The following is an 18,207-nucleotide window of genomic DNA, read 5'->3' as shown; positions in this document are numbered from 1 at the left end:
TTTTTTCTGTTAATCGCAAAATATCAGGAAATGAGAAGGGGAGAGCAAGGAGATCTGACAAAATAGACGCCGTTTTTCCGGCGGGAGATCAAAAATAAAACTTCCGGCGGCGCGTTCTTCGGGGACGAGAGAAAAAATCCGGGACGTCGAGGGGTCTTCCGGATATCCGCTTACTTCCAGAGCGGCCGGAAGATCCGGCGCCAGGCGGTCAACCCGCGTATTTCCGCATAGAGGGCTTACCAGAATGAAAAAGAGCAAAACTTTCAGAATACAGGCCAGTTTTTTCATAAAAATCCCCAAGACGCTATCGCCTCTTTTCAATTTTACACTTGAAAATTATGATGATTTTTCCGGAATCTTGGCAATCACATCCAGGAAAACAAGCGGTTCCTCACCGGTTTGTCTGATCGCGTGAGACTGCCCGCGGCGCGCGATCGTGATATCGCCCGCTGCGATCTTTGTCACTACGCCATCGCTATCCGTGAATTCGCCCTCGCCCGAGACGATGATATAGGCGTCCTCATTGTCCTCATGTTTGTGAAAGCCGAGGGAAGCGCCCTTATCCAGCGTCGTCCATCCGATTTCCCTGATGATATAATCCGGTTCGGCGTTATTTCTCGTAAAAGAGAACTTCCCGGCGAAAGTTCCGGTCCCGCCCGCCACATTTTCTCTGTCCCATGTTTCAAGAGAATCTTTTTTGTAGAGTTGCTGATTCTTTTTTTCCTGCGGCATATTCCTCCTCCTTTTTCATGTGGTTGATAGTATATTACTGTAAAAGAGCTGATTTGTCAAGTAAGATCAATTATAAAAAAATTCTGGACAAATCAGTCATTTTGTGCTATCATTAGTGTAGAACTTAGATGTTTATTCTAGGGAGCGATCAATCGCTCCCTATTTAATAGTTTGAGAGAGGGGAAAGACGAGGTGAGGAAAAAAACATGAAAAAGACGGACCCCGCCATGCGGGAAAATGAAGAGATCCTGAAGAAACTCAATGACATCGCCGACACGGCGGCGGCGGCGCTGGGTATGCGGATCGTGGACGTGGAATATTTGCAGGACGGCGGATACTGGTACGTGCGGATCTACGCCGAGTACCCGGACAGGGACATTTCCCTTGAGGATTGCGCGCTTTTGAGCGGCAAGGTCGAAGAGGACATCGACCGGATCATCGACCGCAAGTTTTTCCTCGAGGTATCCTCGCCGGGCCTTGAGCGGCCCCTGAAGAAAACGGAGGATTATATCCGCTTCCGGGGGGAAAAGGCCAAAATTTCCCTGAAACATAAAATCGCGGGCGCGGGAACCCTGGAAGGAAAAATCATCTCCTGCGACGCGGAAACGCTCGTCATTGACAGCGGAAAAGAAGAGATTCCCATCCCCTGCGGGGAAATCAAAAAAGCGAACCTTGTGTTTGATTTCAGTGATGCGGAATGACGAATAAGAATTCTTTAGGAGGGACAGGAATAAAATGAAAAGCAAAGACGGAAAGGTATTTTTGGAAGCCCTGGAAGAGCTCGAAAGAGAAAAGGGGATCTCCAGAGAGGTACTTTTACAGACGGTGGAACAGGCTCTGCTCGTAGCATACAAAAAAAATTACGGGGAAGAGGAAAACGTCGAGGTGGAAATCAACCGGGAGACCGGCGAAGTCAAACTCTTCGAGGTGAAGACCGTCGTCTCCGAAGAGGATCTCTACGACGCAGCGCTTGAAATTTCGCTGGAAGACGCCCATGAGCACAACAAAAAAGCCAAGGTGGGCGATATCGTCAAGATTGAGATCAACTGCGAGGATTTCCGCCGCAACGCCATCCAGAACGGCAAGCAGATCGTGATCCAGAAAGTTCGGGAATCGGAAAAACAGTTTATTTACGATAAATTTAAAGACAAGGAATTTGACATCATTACCGGCATCATCCGCCGGATCGACGACAAGCGGAATATTTTCGTGGAATTTTACGGGGCGGAAGCCATCCTGACCCCCGGCGAGCAGTCGCCGGCCGATACGTACCGGGTCGGGGACCGGGTCAAGGTCTATCTCGTCGAAGTGGAAAAGACCAGCAAATTCCCCCGGGTCGTCATCTCGAGAAAGCACGAGGGCCTGCTGCGCAAGCTCTTCGAGCTCGAGGTGCCCGAGATCACCAACGGCATTATCGAAGTCAAGGCCGTGGCCAGGGAAGCGGGCTCCCGGGCAAAGGTAGCCGTATTTTCCAATGACAAAAACATCGACACGGTAGGCGCTTGCATCGGACAGCGCGGCGCCCGGATCAAAAATATCGTCGACGAACTGAACGGCGAAAAAATCGATATCGTCAACTGGCGGGAAAATACCGCTGATTTCGTATCGGCGGTCTTGAGCCCGGCCAAGGTCAGATCCGTCGAAGTCCAGGAAGACCAGAGCACGGCCCGGGTCATCGTGGACGATTCCCAGCTGTCGCTGGCCATCGGGAAAAACGGTCAGAACGCGAGACTGGCCGCCAAATTGACAGGCATGCGCATCGACATCAAGACGGTCCAGGAAGAGGAAGAACGGCTGCAGGAACTCAAAGCGGCCCAGGAAAAAGCCGCGGCCGGCGTAGCCGCTAAAATGGCGAGACTGGCCAAAGAGGCCGAGGAAAAAGCGAGATTGGAAGCGGAGGCGGCCGCAGCGGAGGCAAGCGCGGAAGAGGCGGCGGAAGAAAAGATAGATGAAGCGCCGGAAGAGGCCGCTGCGGAAGCAAAGCCCAAACGGACGAGAAAGAAGAAAGAAGACGTTCCCGCGGAGATTGAGGAAGCGGTCACAGTCGAGGAGACTCCCGAAGCAAAACCCAAGCGGACGAGAAAGAAGAAGGAAGACATTCCCGCGGAAATCGCGGAAGAAAATACAGCCGAAGCGGTAGCAGAAGAAAAGCCCAAGCGGACAAGAAAGAAAAAAGAAGCCGTGGAGGAGCCGGCGGGCGAAGCGCCCGAGGCTGAAGCGGCGGAGGAAGTCGCGACAGAAAAGAAAAAGGCCGGCAGAAAGAAAAAAACGGAGGCCACGGAAGTTTGACCCCCAAGCATGCGCCCGAGCGGACATGTCTGATCTGCAGAAAAAAAACCGGCAAAGAAAATCTTTTCAGAATCTGTCAACAAGGCCCTGACGCTTATGTCTTCGATGAAAAAATGACCGCTCAGGCCCGCGGGTATTACATTTGCCAAAGCCATGACTGCCTGCGGAAACTGGCCAAACACAAAAAAATCAAGGTCCCGCCCGACGAGCTCATGAAGATGCTGGGCAAACTGAAACGGGAGGAGACCGACTATCTGAACATCCTGCGGCCCATGAAACACTCCGGGCAACTGGTCTTCGGGACAAACATGATCCTCGACTGGATCGAAAACGTGCATTTTATCATTCTCGCCTCGGATATCGCGGAGAAGCCCGAGCGGGAAATCCGCGGGAAAGCGGAGGAATACGGGATAACAACCGTTACCGGCGGGACGAAATCGCAATTGGGCGATATCTTCGGCAAAGAAGAAGTGAACGCGGTCGGGATCAGGAACAAAAAAACAGCGAAAGGGCTGATTGACCAAATCAGGTGAGGTGGTTTATGAAAAAAATCAAAGTATATGAACTGGCGAAAGAATACGAACGGTATCAAAAACCGGGCGGAAGCGCCAAACTGAAGGATACGCTCAATGAAAAATTCAACCTGGGACTGAAATCTCATACTTCGGTTATCGAAGACGAGTCTATCATAGAAAAAATCAGGTCCTTCCTTGACGATCAGGACAAGCCGCAGGCGGCGCGAAAACCGCAGCAGCCTGTCCGGAAACCGGAGACTCAGGCGGTCAGGGAAAAAAGGCCCCAGGAACAGACGGCGGCCAAGCCGCCCGTGAAAAAGACTGAGCCTGTCGCGCAGGCGCCCAAAGCGACGCCGAAAGAAGCGCCCAAAGTGGAACCGCCCAAGGCCGACAAGGGCCCCGGTTTCAAGGGACAAGCCCCCGTGGGGCAAGTTCAGCCAACGGCAAAAGCCGCTCCCCAGAAACCGAAAGACAAGAAAAAACCCAAACCGGTCCGGGAGCGGGAAGGCGACTTCACCAAGGACCTCAGGTACGGGACGCCGGGGGAAAAAGAAGAAGAGCCCTTGACGGATTTCGGGAGCAAGGGACAAAAAGGTCAATTCGTCCCGATCAAGAAAGAAAAAAACAGGAAGAAAAAAGGAAAAAGAAGCGATTTCACTATGAGGACAGCCAGTACGAACACGACAGAAGTGATCGAAGAAGACGGAATTAAACTGATCAAAATCATCGGGGAGATTTCCCTCGGGGAATTTGCCGGAAAAATCGGCGTCGGTTCCGGCGATTTGATCAAAAAACTCTTTCTCAAGGGAAAGATGCTCACGATCAACAGCCCCATCACCATCGAGCTGGCCGAGGAATTGGGCGAACAATACAATGTGCTCGTGGAAAAGGAAGAGGTGCAGGATCTCGAATTCGGCGAAAAATTTGATCTCGAGATCGCCGACCGGCCCGAGGATCTGGAGCCGAGGCCCCCGATCATTACCATCATGGGCCATGTGGATCATGGAAAGACCTCGCTCCTTGACGCCATCCGCTCCACAAACGTCGTCGACGGCGAAGCGGGCGGCATTACCCAAAAAATCGGCGCCTATCAGGTGCTCAAAGACGGAAAGCAGATTACTTTCGTGGATACGCCGGGCCATGAGGCCTTTACGGATATGCGGGCCCGGGGAGCGCAGGTAACGGATATCGCCATCCTCGTTGTGGCGGCCGATGACGGCGTCATGCCTCAGACCATAGAAGCCATTTCCCACGCCAGGGCAGCGAAAGTGCCCATCATCGTGGCCGTCAACAAAATCGACAAGCCGGAAGCCAACGCGCTCAAAGTAAAGCAGGGGCTCATGGAACAGGGACTCGTCTCGGTGGAATGGGGCGGCGATACGGAATTTGTGGAGATTTCCGCCAAAAAGAAGATCAACCTCGACAGTCTGCTCGATACGATCCTCATCACCTCGGAAATCCTCGAGCTCAAGGCCAATCACAAGAAAAGGGCCAAGGGCGTCGTGCTCGAGTCGCGACTGGACCCCAAGGTGGGCCCCATCGTGGACTTGATCGTCCAGGAAGGCAATCTCAAGATCGGCGACGTCATCGTGGCCGGAGAGGTCTACGGCAAAGTCCGGGCCCTCGTCAACGACAAGGGAGAACGGATCGACAAAGTGGGCGTTTCGCAGCCGGCGGAGATCATCGGATTCAACCAGGTCCCCGAAGCGGGCGAAGTGCTCTATGTGATCAAGAACGAGCAGCACGCGAAGCGGATCGTCGAAGAAGTGGCCAAAGAACGCAGACTCAAAGAGACCAAGCGGAAAAACGTTTCCCTTGAGTCCCTCTCCAATCAGTTTGAGCAGGAAAACATCAAGGAATTGAGTCTCGTGTTGCGGGCGGACTCCAAAGGATCCGTGGACGCCCTGCGGGAATCCCTCGAGAAGCTCTCCAATGACGAGGTGGCCGTAAGCATCATCCAGGCGGCCTCGGGCGCCATCACCGAAAGCGACGTGAAATTGGCCGCCGCTTCAAACGCCATCATCATCGGCTTCCATGTGCGGCCGACAACCAAGGCCATCAAGGAGGCGGAACTGAACGGCGTCGAGATCCGAACGTCCAACATCATCTACCACATCACGGAGGACATCGAAAAAGCGCTGGCCGGTATGCTGGAGCCGGAATTCCGCGAAGTGTACATGGGCCGGATCGAGATCAAGAAGATCTTCCGGGTGTCGAAGGTCGGCAACATCGCCGGCTGTATGGTCGTGGACGGCAAGATCAAAAATGACAGCAACATCCGGATCCTGAGAAACGGGATCGTGATTTACGAAGGAAAACTGTCCTCGCTGAAACGCTACAAGGACGACGTCAAAGAAGTGAGCGCCGGTCAGGAATGCGGCCTCGGCATCGAAAACTTCAACGACATCAAAGAAGGGGACATTGTGGAAAGCTTTGAAATCGAGGAAATCCAGCGGGCGCTGAAGTAATCGAGAGCAGGCGCCGCGCGAAGAATGGGAGGGGAGCGGAATGAAAAGAGAAAGACTGGCAAGCATTGAAAAAGAAGTGGTTCGGGTTCTGGGCAACGTCCTGTTGACGGAAATCAAGAATCCCCGGATCAAGGGTATCGTGTCGGTGACAAAGGCGCGGATTACCGACGATCTGAAATTCGCAGACGTGTATTTCAGCATCCTGCCGCCCACGGAGGCGACGACCGTCGAAGAAGTTGAAAACCGCAAAAAGGAAGTGGAACAGGGACTTGAGGAAATCAAGGGCTTCCTGCGGAAAAAAATCGCCGACGAACTGGCTTTGCGTCTCGTTCCGGAAATCCGGGTCAAGATCGATGATTCCATGGAATACTCGGCAAAAATCAACAAAATTCTGGAAGGTCTAAAAGGAAAGTGATTTGACGAAATGAAGTGGGAATACAATTCACCGGAGCCCGTCGAGATCTCAGACAACGCTTGGAAATGGGAACAGAGCCGGCTTGTGACAACACTATTGCTCAACAGGGGATTTCAGAAAGAGGAAAATGTCAGGGAATTTATTCACCCCACGGAAGCGGATTTTTTCGATCCCTTTGCCTTTGAAATGATGCGGCCGGCCATAGCCCTCATCGACCGGACCATCAAAAACAAAGAAAAAATATTTGTCTACGGGGACTACGATGTGGACGGCATTACGTCGACGGCCTTCCTCGTTCTCGTCCTTCGGGATCTGGGCGCGGAGGTCGACTACTACATCCCCCGCCGCATGGAGGAGAGCTACGGCCTCGACCGGAAGACCATCGATTTTATCCACGAACGGGACGGAAAACTGATTATCACCGTCGACACCGGCTACAACAAAATCGAAGACGTGGCCTATGCCCGTTCCCTGGGGCTCGACATCATCGTGACCGACCACCATATGGCCGTCAGGGACAAGGCCGACGACAGCGTCCTTGTCATCAATCCCAAAATGAGCGAATCCTACCCCTTCAAGTTTCTTTCGGGAGCGGGGGTCGTCTTGAAGCTGGCCCAGGGGATCTGCAAGACCTTCGGTCTGCCGGTGGAGAATATTTACCGCTATATGGATATCGTCATGATCGGGACCGTGGCCGACGTGGTCCCCATGGTGTCCGAGAATCGGATCATCATCAAAGAGGGCCTGCGCCGCATCCGGGAGACGAAAATCAAGGGCTTGACCTATCTCATGCGCTACCTGCGGCTCACGGACAAAGCCGTCACCACCACAGACGTCAGTTATTTCATTTCCCCGCTGATCAATTCCCTCGGAAGAATCGGGGATTCCAAAATGGGCGCCGACTTTTTTACCGAAGACGACGACTTCGCCATTTACAATATTATCGAGGAAATGAAGAAAAACAACAAAATTCGCAGGGAACTGGAAAAAAAGATCTACGAGGACGCGATCCGGGAAGTCTCCAAAAGAAGCCGGGACAGCATCAAAAGTCTGTTCCTTTATTCGGAAAAATGGCATCCGGGCGTGATCGGCGTCGTTTCCTCGAGGCTCAGCATCAAATACAACGTGCCCGTGACGCTGATCGCCGTCAAAAACGGCTTCGGTAAGGCTTCGTGCAGGAGCATCAACGGGATTTCCATCTTCAATATCTTTGAAAATATGAAAGAAAGCCTGATCCGCTTCGGCGGTCACGATCTCGCCTCGGGCTTCGTGGTGGAGCAGAAGAAAATCCCGGAAATCGCCCGGGAATACCAAGAAGTCATCGACAATATGGACGTCCGGAAGGAAGAAATGGTCCTTCGGATCGACGCGGAATTTCCGGTGGAAAACGTGAGCGACGAGCTCTTTACGGAGCTTGAGTGCATCGCCCCCTTCGGCCTCGGAAACCCCAATCCGCTTTTTCTGGATCGGGGCGTCACAATCATCAACGTCAAAAAATTCGGCGTCGGAGACAGGCATTTCAACGGGATGATCCTGAAAAACGACAGGACCTACCATATGGTGGCCTTTGAGCTCGGGCACAAAATCGACGGCGACAGGATCGAAAACCAAAAGGTCGATATCGTCTATTATCCGGAAAAAACCATGTTCCGCGGGGAAAATATCATCCAGATCCGGGTCCGGGACTTGAAGATCGTCGAATAAACGAAAAAACAAGCATAATATCGAAAAAAAAGAAAATAAATAAAATAAATAAAATAAATAAATTTTAATGTATATCAATCCAGTATGCCAATGAAGGAGGAACAAGGAAAATGAATCACCAAGTGAAGAAATTGCCCAATTCGGCGGTGGAAATGACCATCTCGCTGTCCGCGGAGGAAATCAATCCGGTCAAGACACAGATTTTGAACGACATGAAGGACAAGGTGGAAATCAAAGGTTTTCGGAAGGGAAAAGCGCCGCTGGAAAGGATTGAACAGGAATACAAGGAAAACGTGATCGGGCAGGTCGTGGAGAAAATGCTGGAACAGCATTACGACACGGCGGTCAAAGCGGAAAATATCGTTCCGATCAGCTATATTCAGGAACTCCGTACGGACCTCAAAGACGGGGGCCTCGACATGGTCTTCCAGATCGACGTCTATCCCGAGATCACCCTCGGCGAATATAAAGGCCTCTCCGCGGAAAAGGAAACCTTCGTCATGAGCGACGACGTCCTCGCCGCGGAGCTCGAGCGGATGCAACGCAGCAAAGGACAACTCGTCGCCGCCGAAGACGGATATAAAGCGCAAATAGGCGATACCCTTGATCTGGCCTACGACGGATCCATCGACGGCGTACCCTTTGACGGCGGAAAAAGCGATTCCCACCTCTTGAAATTGGGCTCGAAGATGTTTATCGACACCTTTGAGGATCAGCTCGTGGGCTATACGGCCGGACAGTCGGGCGAGGTCAACGTGACATTCCCCGCCGATTACCACGCGAAAGAACTCGCCGGGAAACCCGCGGTCTTCAAAGTCAAAGTCAACGCCGTCAAACAGCTCAAACTGCCCGAATGGACCGACGAGCTGGCCGGGGAATTCGGCTATGAAAACCTGGCCGACCTCAAAGAAAAGAAACGGGAAGAAGTGAAAATCAGGGAAGAACGACGGGTAGAGGGTGATTACCGGGGAAAGCTCCTCGACAAAATCGCCGCCGAAACCAAGGTGGAAGTGCCTTTTTCCATGATCGCCGGGGAAATCACGAACCGGATCCGGGAAATGGAACAGCAGTTGGGCGCGCAGGGGATCAAACTCGAATCCTACCTCAAAATGACCGGTTCCGATATCAGCTCCCTCGAAAAGCAGATCGCCCCCATGGCCGTCATCAAAGTCCGGACGGAGCTGATCCTTTCGGCCATCGCCAAAAACGAGAACATTACCGTGAGCGATGAGGAAGTGACCCGGCGCATGGAGGAAATCGCCAAATATTACGGAACCGATCTCGAAAAATTCAAAGAAGATATCAGCAAAAGCGGAAATATAGAGAATTTGCAAAACTCAATCCGCTCTGAACAGACCCTGGAAAAGGCGCTGGATTTTGTCGCAGAGTCAGCCACGCCCACAGCCTGAGGATTTTCACCGGTACGGGAAAGGAAGCTTTCCCGTACCGGACAAATTTGATTGAAAAAATGAACAGAGATACGATCCCTCTGTTGATTTGTTGAATTAAATTTTAAACAAAAAGGGAGGCTATCAGCTATGTACAATCCCACAGTGATCGAAAATGACGGACGCTCGGAACGGGCTTACGACATCTATTCCAGACTGTTAAAGGATCGAATCGTGTTTTTGGGTACGGAAGTGGACGATGTGGTGGCCAACGCCATTGTGGCCCAGTTGCTCTTCCTCGAGGCGGAGGATCCCGCCAAGGACATCATTCTGTATATCAACAGCCCCGGCGGCGTAGTTACCGCCGGCATGGCCATTTTGGATACGATGAATTACATCAAACCCGACGTACAGACCGTCTGCATCGGACAGGCGGCCAGCATGGGGGCGCTGCTGCTGGCGGCGGGGGCAAAGGGGAAACGCTATGCTCTCGAACACGCGCGGATCATGATTCATCAGCCCTCGGGCGGCGCAAAGGGTCAGGCCACCGATATTCAGATCCAGGCGCAGGAAATTTTGCGCATAAAAAAAGAAATATCACAGATTCTGGCAAACATCACGGGAAAATCCGTTGAGCAAATCCTCGGGGATACGGAGCGGGACAATTTTATGTCCGCGGCCGAGGCTCTGGATTACGGGCTCATTGACCAGATCTTTCGCAAATAAGGAGATGCCGGAATGATGGTAAAAAAAGTGAGATGTTCTTTCTGCGGGAAGAGTGAGAACGAAGTGTCCAAGCTCTTCAGCGGAATAGACGGGGCACTGATTTGTGATAAATGCATCGAAAGCTGCTTCGAGATTCTTGAGGTTTCCCGGGAGAGTGCTCCCCGGAATCGCTACGGCAAGGCGCTGAAGCAAAAACTTCTGACGCCCCGGGAGATCAAGGAAAAACTGGACGACTACGTGATCGGGCAGGAGGACACGAAAAAAGTCCTCTCCGTGGCCGTGTACAATCACTACAAGCGAATCGCCGACGTGGCCCAGGGCAAAAACAGCGACAATGTGGAATTGCAAAAATCCAACGTCCTCCTGATCGGGCCCACAGGCTCGGGCAAGACGCTCCTGGCTCAGACGCTGGCGCGGATATTGAGCGTACCCTTCGCCATCGCCGACGCCACGACCCTGACCGAGGCGGGCTATGTGGGCGATGACGTGGAAAACGTGCTCGTCCGGCTCCTGCAGGCCTCCGATTACGACGTGGAAGCCTCGGAACGGGGGATCGTCTACATCGACGAAATCGACAAAATCGCCAGAAAATCGGAGAATCTCTCGATTACCCGGGACGTGTCGGGCGAGGGCGTGCAACAGGCTCTGCTCAAAATCATCGAAGGGACGAAATCCCAGGTACCGCCCAAGGGGGGGCGGAAACACCCCAATCAAGACCTGATCGAAATCGATACGACCAATATCCTCTTTATCGTCGGCGGCGCCTTTGAAGGCCTCGAAAAAGTCATCAAAGCCCGGACGAACAAGAAAGTCATCGGCTTCGGTTCCGACCTCGTCGCCAATTCCGAAGAAACCGCGGGCATGACCTTTTTGAAGGTCCTCCCCGAAGATCTGATCAAGCAGGGCATCATCCCCGAACTGGTCGGGAGGCTCCCCATCATCTCCACGCTCAGCGACCTCGACGAAAAGGCGCTGATCCGCATTCTGACGGAGCCCAAAAACGCCATCGTGAAGCAATACAAGAAACTCTTCGAGCTTGAAGGGGTATCGCTGGAATTCACGGAAGAGGCCCTCACCAAAGTGGCGAAACTGGCCCTTGAGCGAAAAATCGGCGCAAGAGGGTTGCGTTCCATTTTGGAACAGACCATGAACGAAATCATGTATCAGGTGCCCTCGGACAAAACGATCAAAAAAGTCATCGTCGGCGAAGACGCGGTACTTGAGCCGGCAAAAGTGATCACGGAGAAAGAATAAGGAGGTCAAAATGGAAAAAGCGTTCTTTTTACCGACGCGGGATGTGGTGATTTTCCCGGGCATTGTGACGCCGATCTATGTGGGCAGGGTAAAAAGTAAAGATACATTGGACGAAGCGGTCAACACCAAGACGAAACTCGTCCTCGGCATGCAGAAAGACCCGCTCAAAGAAGGCATCAACACGAAAAACGATATCTATTCCATCGGCGTGGTCGTCAATGTCCTGCAGATCGTCAAAATGCCCAACAATACCGTAAAAGTTCTTGTGGAAGCCGAAGACCGGATCGAATTTGAAACCATTGACCTGGAAGACGCCTACTACCGGGCGACGTACAAGATCGTCAAATGCACCAATTCCGAGACAAAGGAAACCGAGGCCGTCTATCGGAAAGTCATCAGTTACTTCGAAAAATATGTCGCGCTGACCGGCAGGATCAACGCGGATTTGCTGGTCAATTTAAAAGGGATAAAAGACATCAACAATGTCTTCGATTTGATTTCCTCCAACCTGCCCATCAACTCGACGTCCAAACAGACGCTGCTGGAAATCTTCGATATCCGGGAACGGGGCGAGGAACTGATCAATCTGCTGACCAACGAAATGGAAATCGCCTCCCTGGAGAAAAAGATCGACGACAAGGTCAAAACGAAGATGAACGAATCTCAGAAGGCCTATTACATCAAGGAAAAAATCGCGGCCATGAAGGAAGAATTGGGCGATTATTCCCAGGATGACGATATGCTGGATCTGCTGGAGAAATTGCAGAAAGCCCGCATTCCCAAAGATGTCAAGGGAAAGATAGACGCCGAAATGAAAAAATTGGCGAAAATGCCGCCCTATTCGGCGGAATCCACGGTCTCCCGCAACTACATCGAGACGCTCCTGGAACTTCCCTGGGAAAAGATGACCAAAGATATCGTGGATCTCGAGAAGGCCAACGCGATCCTCGAACGGGATCATTATGGGCTCAAAGAAGCGAAAGAGCGCGTATTGGATTATCTCGCGGTCAAAAAACTCAATCCGGCCATGAAGGGAAGCATCCTCTGCTTCGCGGGACCGCCGGGCGTCGGAAAGACTTCCCTCGTCAAATCCATCGCCGAGGCCATGGGCCGGAAATTCGTCCGGGTTTCCCTGGGCGGCGTGCGGGATGAGGCGGAAATTCGAGGACATCGCAGGACCTACATCGGCTCCATGCCCGGCAAGATCATCAAGGCCATGAAGGACGCGGGGACGAAAAATCCCGTTATGCTTTTGGACGAAATCGACAAAATGTCCAACGATTACAAGGGCGATCCGGCCTCAGCTATGCTGGAGGTCCTGGACCCCGAGCAAAACAAGGCCTTTGACGACCACTACATCGACATCCCCTACGATCTGTCCAAGGTGTTCTTTGTGGCCACGGCCAACGATTTGCGCAACGTGAGCCAGCCTCTGGTGGACAGAATGGAGGTCATTGAGCTCTCCTCCTATACGGAATACGAAAAATTGCATATCGCCAATAGATTTCTGATCACGCAGGCCAAGGAGGAAAACGGCCTGACGGGCTTGGAGCTGGAGATCCCCGAAGCGATCATCCTGCGCATGATCAACGAATACACAAAGGAGGCCGGCGTCCGGAACCTCAAACGGGAAATCGTCTCGCTGTGCCGTAAACTGGCCAGGGAAGTCGTCGAACAGGATCTGTCGCAGGTCGTGATCACGGACGACATGCTGGAAAAATACCTGGGCAAGCCAAAATTCCGCCCGGACAAGGTCTCGGAAAAAGAACCGAAGATCGGAAACGTCAACGGACTGGCCTGGACGGCTGTCGGCGGCGTGACGCTGGAAGTACAGGGCGTAGCCATACCCGGCAAGGGGGAACTCTCGCTGACCGGAACCTTGGGCAACGTCATGAAGGAATCGGCCCAGGTGGCCTATACCTATGTCAAAGCCAACCCGCAAAAATACGTGGCGCTGACGGACGACTTCTTTGAAAAGAACAACATCCATCTGCATTTTCCCGAAGGGGCGACGCCAAAAGACGGCCCTTCGGCGGGGATCACCATCGCGACCACGATCATATCCGTCGTCACCGGCAAGAAAGTCAAGCAGGATATCGCCATGACCGGCGAAATCACCATCAGAGGCGAGGTGCTGGCCATCGGCGGCGTCAAGGAAAAAGTCATCGGCGCCCATCGGGCGGGCATTTACGAAGTGATCCTCCCCGATGACAACCGGGTCGACGAAAGCGATATTCCCGAAGAAGTCTCCAAGAACATGAAATTCCACTTCGTCAAGAACTACGAAGACGTGGAAAAACTAGTCTTTGCCAATTGAGGAGCCGGCCATGACAATCAAGCAGGCGGATTTTGTCAAATCCGCCGTCTATCCCAAAGATTACCCGGAAGCCTTACCTTTCCCGGAATTTGCCTTTGTGGGCCGCTCCAATGTCGGCAAATCCTCGCTGATCAACAGCCTCGCGGGCCGGAAAAAACTCGCGGTGACGAGCAAAACCCCGGGGCGGACCCAGCTGATCAATTATTTTCTGATCAACCGGCAATTTTATTTCGTGGACCTCCCGGGCTACGGCTTCGCCAAGGTCCCCAAGGCCATGAAGCAGGACTGGAACAGGACCATCAACGCCTATTTGCTGTCGGCGCGGAAAAAGCTGATTTTTTTGCTGCTGGATATCCGCCGGATACCCAATGAAGACGACATGGAAGTGCTGCGCTGGCTCAAGGAAAATGAGGTCCCCCACCGGCTCATCTTTACCAAGGTCGACAAGGTCTCGGGCAACGAGCGGACGAACAGTTTGCGGGAAATCGGGAAAAAACTACAATTCGAGCGGAAGGATGTGTTCTTTCATTCGTCGCAGAGCGGGTACGGAAAGGAAAAACTGTTGGAGGAAATCGAAACCATAGTGAATAATTTACAGGAGATGCGATAAAATGGAGATGGAAAAGCAGTATTCACCGAGAGATATTGAAGAAAAATGGTATAAAATCTGGGAGGAGAAGAAATATTTTTCCGGGCTCATGACCCCGGGGAAGGAACATTATTCCATCGTGATCCCCCCGCCCAACGTGACCGGCATCCTGCATATGGGACACGTGCTGAACAACTGCATCCAGGACACCCTGATCCGATACAAGCGCATGTGCGGCTACAATACGCTGTGGGTGCCCGGCTGCGACCATGCCGGCATCGCGACCCAAAACAAAGTCGAGCGGAAACTGGCCGACGAGGGAAAAACGAAAGAAGAAGTGGGCCGGGATAAATTTATCGAAATGACCTGGGAATGGAAGGAAAAGCACGGCGGCATCATCAACCAGCAGCTGCGGATGCTGGGCGCGTCCCTGGACTGGGACCGGGAGCGATTTACTATGGACGAGGGGCTTTCCCACGCCGTTCGGGCTATTTTTGTTGACCTCTACAACGAAGGTCTCGTCTATAAGGGCGAATATATGGTCAACTGGTGCCCCCGCTGCGGCACGGCCCTCTCCGACGACGAAGTGGAGCATACGGAAGAGGAAGGACATCTCTGGTATGTGCGCTATCCGGTCAAGGATTCGGAGGAATTTCTGACGGTCGCCACGACCCGTCCCGAGACCATGCTGGGCGATACGGCCCTGGCCGTCCACCCCGAAGATCCGCGCTTTGCGCATCTCGTGGGGAAGACCGTGATTTTGCCGCTGGTGGGACGGGAGATCCCCGTAATCGCCGACAGTTACGTGGACAGGGAATTTGGTACCGGCGCCCTCAAAATCACCCCCGCCCATGATCCCAACGACTTTGAGGTCGGAAAACGGCACAATCTCCCCGTGATCTCCATGAATACGGCCGACGGGAAAGTCACGGCCGATTATCCCGCCTACGCGGGCATGTCCATGGGAGACGCGCGAAAAGCCGTCGTCCGGGATCTCGAAGGAGGAAACTACCTGGTCAAAACAGAAGCCCACACCCATAACGTGGGGCATTGTTATCGCTGCGACACCGTGGTAGAGCCCCGTGTATCCATGCAGTGGTTTGTAAAAATGCGTCCTCTGGCCGACGTGGCTCTGGCGGCCGTACAGGACGGACGGATTGAGATCATTCCCAAACGCTGGGAAAAAGTTTATTACAACTGGCTCAACAATATCCGGGACTGGTGTATTTCCCGGCAATTGTGGTGGGGGCACCGGATTCCCGCCTGGTACGGGCCGGACAAGGCCATGTTTGTGGCGACAGAAGAAAAAGAAGCCATAGAAATGGCGAAAAAGCACTATGGAAAAGACGTCCCCCTCGTACAGGAGGAAGATGTCCTCGATACCTGGTTTTCTTCGGGCCTGTGGCCCTTCTCGACGCTGGGCTGGCCCGAGCGGACAAAGGAACTGGCGACATTTTACCCGACCTCGGTCCTTGTGACCGGCGCCGATATTCTCTTTTTCTGGGTCGCCCGGATGATCATGCTCGGCATGTACGAAATGAAGGACGTGCCTTTCCGGCATGTGTTCCTGCACGGGATCGTCCGCGACGAGCAGGGGCGGAAAATGTCCAAGTCCCTCGGCAATTCCCCGGACCCCATCGACATCATCCACGAACACGGCGCCGACGCCATGCGTTTCGCCATGATCTACAACACCTCGCCGGGGCAGGACGTCCGCTGGAGCGTCAAGCTCCTCGATATGGGGAAGAATTTTGCCAACAAGATCTGGAACGCCTCCCGCTTTGTATTGATGAATCTTGAGGATTTTGATATTCAAAACGTGAAGCCCGAAGATATCCGCTATGAACTGGTGGACAAATGGATTTTGTCGAGGCTCAACGCCACCGCCAAAGAGGCGGCCGAAAAAATCGACCGCTATGTACTGGACGAGTCGGCCAAGGCTGTCTATGAGTTCCTGCGGGGGGATTTCTGCGACTGGTATGTGGAGATCGCCAAGGCGCGTCTCTATAATAAAGACGAGAGCGGAAAACAATCGAAGCTGACGGCCCAGGTTGTATTGTGGACCGTGCTTGAAGCGGGGCTCCGGCTGCTCCATCCCTATATGCCCTTCATTACGGAGGAAATCTGGCAGCGGATCAAAAAAGGCGACGGGCCGACGATCATGCTGGAAGCCTATCCGGTCTGCGACGACGCGCAAGTCAATCCCAAGATCGAAAAACAATTTGCCTATATGGAAGAGGTCGTGTCCTCCCTCCGGAATATCCGGGCGGAAATGGGGATTTCCCCGGGGAAGGAAGCCAATGTCCGGATCAAGACCGCCGATTCCGAGGAACTTGACGCCCTCAGAGAAAACGAGACCTTTATCAAAAGCCTTGCCCGGATCGGGGAACTGACTTACGGCGCGGATATCCAAAAGCCCGCCCAGAGCGGTTTCCGGGTCGCCAAAAATTCCGAGGTCTACATGGAATTGGCGGGACTTCTGAATACGGAAGCCGAGGTGAAAAAACTCGAGGCGGAAGCGGCCAAGGTGCAAAAAGAGCTGGAAAAAATCAACGTCAAACTGGCCGACGAGCGCTATCTGGCCAAGGCCCCGGCGCAGATTCTCGAAAGAGACAGAAGAATCCAGAAGGAATGTCAGGATAAACTCGACAAAATTCATGAAAATATGAAAAATTTCCGATAAAGAGAATACAGGAGGAGTGAGGTGGAAAGAATTTATAATTTTTCGGCGGGACCGGCCATGCTGCCGGCGGAGGTCCTGGAAACCGCCGCCGCCGAAATGCTGAATTACAAGGGAAGCGGCATGTCCGTCATGGAAATGAGCCACAGATCCAAAGTTTTTGAGAATATCCTGCACGAGGCGGAAAAAGACATCCGGGAGCTCATGAATATACCGGACAATTATGATGTACTTTTCCTGCAGGGGGGCGGCCATCTGCAATTTTCCATGGTCCCCATGAATCTCCTGAAGCACGGGGTCGCCGATTACATCGTGACTGGCGCCTGGTCCAAAAAAGCTTTCGAGGAAGCGAAAATCTTTGGGGACATTCGGAAAATCGCCTCTTCGGAGGATAAAAACTACAGTTATGTGCCGGATCTGACCGATCTCGCGGTATCTCCCGAAGCCGACTACGTCTATGTCTGCGAAAATGAGACGATCCACGGCAACAAGATGTGGAAGCTGCCCGATACCAAGGGAAAAATCCTCGTTTCGGATATTTCCTCCTGTTTCCTGTCGGAGCCCGTCGACGTCGCGAAATACGGATTGCTGTTCGGGGGCGTCCAAAAAAACGTGGGTCCCGCGGGGATGGTTATTACCATAATCCGGAAGGATCTCGTGACGGAGCAAACGCTCCCGGGGACGCCCACCATGCTCAAGTACAAGATCCACGCCGATAACGACTCCCTGTACAATACGCCCAACTGCTGGTGTATCTATCTCTGCGGGCTCGTCTTCAAATGGCTCAAAAAACTGGGCGGACTGGCGGCCATGAGAGCCATCAACGAGGAAAAAGCGAAGCTTCTCTACGATGTCTTGGAGGAAAGCAAGGTTTTTCATGGAACTGTCGCGCCCAAAGACCGGTCGTTGATGAACGTGGTCTTCGTGACCGGAAATAAAGATCTGGACGAAAAATTTGTCAAAGAGGCCAAAGCCGCCGGATTTGAAAATCTCAAGGGACATCGTTCCGTGGGCGGCATGCGGGCCAGCATCTATAACGCCATGCCGACGGAAGGGGTCAAAGCCCTCGCGGCCTTTATGAAAAAATTCGAAGCAGAAAATCAATAGAAAATACCAAAAAAGGAGTTTGC

13 protein-coding genes and 1 pseudogene are annotated in these 18,207 nt (G+C 52.9%); 13 read left to right on the top strand and 1 reads right to left on the bottom strand.

From position 1 onward, the window contains the following. Positions 1–336: 336 nt before the first annotated feature. On the bottom strand, positions 337–732 hold the full coding sequence (locus tag LBQ97_06860; GenBank protein MDR1832431.1) for a cupin domain-containing protein: 396 nt from the start codon (positions 730–732) through the stop codon (positions 337–339). Positions 733–938: 206 nt separating this feature from the next. Here LBQ97_06860 and LBQ97_06855 point away from each other — a divergent pair, with 206 nt between their 5' ends. The 13 genes and pseudogenes from LBQ97_06855 (at position 939) to serC (ending at position 18,184) form a co-directional block, all read left to right on the top strand. Then, positions 939–1,433, top strand: coding sequence for a ribosome maturation factor RimP (locus LBQ97_06855; protein ID MDR1832430.1), 495 nt, complete (start codon positions 939–941; stop codon positions 1,431–1,433). A 34-nt stretch (positions 1,434–1,467) separates the two neighbouring features. Beyond that, positions 1,468–2,523: pseudogene (gene nusA, locus LBQ97_06850) on the top strand (transcription termination factor NusA). Positions 2,524–3,017: 494 nt separating this feature from the next. Beyond that, positions 3,018–3,554 (top strand): DUF448 domain-containing protein, encoded by a 537-nt coding sequence (locus LBQ97_06845; protein MDR1832429.1) that lies wholly within the window; start codon positions 3,018–3,020, stop codon positions 3,552–3,554. A gap of 8 nt (positions 3,555–3,562) precedes the next feature. Continuing rightward, the gene (infB, locus tag LBQ97_06840; protein ID MDR1832428.1) at positions 3,563–6,004 is read left to right on the top strand and encodes a translation initiation factor IF-2; all 2,442 of its coding nucleotides are present in this window, start codon (positions 3,563–3,565) and stop codon (positions 6,002–6,004) included. Positions 6,005–6,044: 40 nt separating this feature from the next. Beyond that, positions 6,045–6,419, top strand: a complete 375-nt coding sequence (gene rbfA, locus LBQ97_06835; protein MDR1832427.1) for a 30S ribosome-binding factor RbfA — start codon at positions 6,045–6,047, stop codon at positions 6,417–6,419. Between the two features lie 9 nt (positions 6,420–6,428). Next, complete coding sequence (gene recJ / locus LBQ97_06830) at positions 6,429–8,123, top strand: single-stranded-DNA-specific exonuclease RecJ (GenBank protein ID MDR1832426.1); 1,695 nt, start codon at positions 6,429–6,431, stop codon at positions 8,121–8,123. 110 nt (positions 8,124–8,233) lie between these two features. Next, positions 8,234–9,532: a trigger factor gene (gene tig, locus LBQ97_06825; GenBank protein MDR1832425.1), complete on the top strand. Its 1,299-nt coding sequence runs from the start codon at positions 8,234–8,236 to the stop codon at positions 9,530–9,532. Positions 9,533–9,661: 129 nt separating this feature from the next. Beyond that, positions 9,662–10,237, top strand: coding sequence for an ATP-dependent Clp endopeptidase proteolytic subunit ClpP (clpP, locus tag LBQ97_06820; protein MDR1832424.1), 576 nt, complete (start codon positions 9,662–9,664; stop codon positions 10,235–10,237). Positions 10,238–10,249: 12 nt separating this feature from the next. After that, complete coding sequence (gene clpX / locus LBQ97_06815) at positions 10,250–11,491, top strand: ATP-dependent Clp protease ATP-binding subunit ClpX (protein ID MDR1832423.1); 1,242 nt, start codon at positions 10,250–10,252, stop codon at positions 11,489–11,491. Between the two features lie 10 nt (positions 11,492–11,501). Then, entirely contained in the window at positions 11,502–13,808 is a 2,307-nt protein-coding gene (gene lon / locus LBQ97_06810; protein ID MDR1832422.1) for an endopeptidase La, read from the top strand. 10 nt (positions 13,809–13,818) lie between these two features. Then, positions 13,819–14,418 carry a ribosome biogenesis GTP-binding protein YihA/YsxC gene (gene yihA, locus LBQ97_06805; protein MDR1832421.1) on the top strand — a complete coding sequence of 200 codons (600 nt, stop codon included), beginning with the start codon at positions 13,819–13,821 and terminating at the stop codon, positions 14,416–14,418. Between the two features lies 1 nt (position 14,419). Next, positions 14,420–17,080, top strand: coding sequence for a valine--tRNA ligase (locus tag LBQ97_06800; GenBank protein ID MDR1832420.1), 2,661 nt, complete (start codon positions 14,420–14,422; stop codon positions 17,078–17,080). A 21-nt stretch (positions 17,081–17,101) separates the two neighbouring features. Beyond that, positions 17,102–18,184 (top strand): 3-phosphoserine/phosphohydroxythreonine transaminase, encoded by a 1,083-nt coding sequence (serC, locus tag LBQ97_06795; GenBank protein MDR1832419.1) that lies wholly within the window; start codon positions 17,102–17,104, stop codon positions 18,182–18,184. The last annotated feature ends 23 nt before the right edge of the window (positions 18,185–18,207 follow it).

The sequence above is a fragment of the Fusobacteriaceae bacterium genome (assembly GCA_031272775.1).
GTDB lineage: Bacteria > Fusobacteriota > Fusobacteriia > Fusobacteriales > Fusobacteriaceae > JAISST01.
The sequence above is the reverse complement of the archived record's forward strand: the minus strand, read 5'-3'. Positions and strand labels throughout refer to the sequence as shown.